1 protein-coding gene and 1 pseudogene are annotated in these 1,284 nt (G+C 33.3%); both read left to right on the top strand.

Annotated features, from left to right (window positions below):
• Positions 1 to 115: 115 nt before the first annotated feature.
• A pseudogene (erm(B), locus tag DWZ60_RS16935) lies at positions 116 to 852 on the top strand (23S rRNA (adenine(2058)-N(6))-methyltransferase Erm(B)).
• 145 nt (positions 853 to 997) lie between these two features.
• A partial coding sequence (locus DWZ60_RS16925) for a topoisomerase C-terminal repeat-containing protein (protein ID WP_119222183.1) occupies positions 998 to 1,284 on the top strand: 287 nt, incomplete at its 3' end.

Genomic DNA, 1,284 nt, shown 5'->3' with positions numbered 1-1,284 from the left:
TATTACTGATGTAATCACTTCAGGAGTGATTACATGAACAAAAATATAAAATATTCTCAAAACTTTTTAACGAGTGAAAAGTACTCAACCAAATAATCACTTCAGGAGTGATTACATGAACAAAAATATAAAATATTCTCAAAACTTTTTAACGAGTGAAAAGTACTCAACCAAATAATAAAACAATTGAATTTAAAAGAAACCGATACCGTTTACGAAATTGGAACAGGTAAAGGGCATTTAACGACGAAACTGGCTAAAATAAGTAAACAGGTAACGTCTATTGAATTAGACAGTCATCTATTCAACTTATCGTCAGAAAAATTAAAACTGAACATTCGTGTCACTTTAATTCACCAAGATATTCTACAGTTTCAATTCCCTAACAAACAGAGGTATAAAATTGTTGGGAGTATTCCTTACCATTTAAGCACACAAATTATTAAAAAAGTGGTTTTTGAAAGCCATGCGTCTGACATCTATCTGATTGTTGAAGAAGGATTCTACAAGCGTACCTTGGATATTCACCGAACACTAGGGTTGCTCTTGCACACTCAAGTCTCGATTCAGCAATTGCTTAAGCTGCCAGCGGAATGCTTTCATCCTAAACCAAAAGTAAACAGTGTCTTAATAAAACTTACCCGCCATACCACAGATGTTCCAGATAAATATTGGAAGCTATATACGTACTTTGTTTCAAAATGGGTCAATCGAGAATATCGTCAACTGTTTACTAAAAATCAGTTTCATCAAGCAATGAAACACGCCAAAGTAAACAATTTAAGTACCGTTACTTATGAGCAAGTATTGTCTATTTTTAATAGTTATCTATTATTTAACGGGAGGAAATAATTCTATGAGTCGCTTTTTTAAATTTGGAAAGTTACACGTTACTAAAGGGAATGGAGATAAATTATTAGATATACTACTGACAGCTTCCAAGAAGCTAAAGAGGTCCCTAGCGCCTACGGGGAATTTGTATCGATAAGGGGTACAAATTCCCACTAAGCGCTCGGGACCCCTTGTAGGAAAATGTCCTAAGTGTGGCAACAATATTGTATTAAAAAAATCGTTTTATGGTTGTTCAAATTATCCTGAATGTAAGTTTACTTTAGCTGAACATTTTAGAAAGAAAAAACTAACCAAAACGAATGTAAAAGAATTACTGGAGGGAAAAGAAACCCTGGTAAAAGGAATCAAAAACAAAGAGAAAAAGCCCTACAATGCCGTTGTAAAAATTGGGGAAAAGGGATATATTGATTTTATCTCTTTTCAAAATAAACA

The sequence above is a fragment of the Blautia sp. AF34-10 genome (genome assembly GCF_003477865.1).
Taxonomy (GTDB): domain Bacteria; phylum Bacillota; class Clostridia; order Lachnospirales; family Lachnospiraceae; genus Fusicatenibacter; species Fusicatenibacter saccharivorans.
The sequence above is the reverse complement of the archived record's forward strand: the minus strand, read 5'-3'. Positions and strand labels throughout refer to the sequence as shown.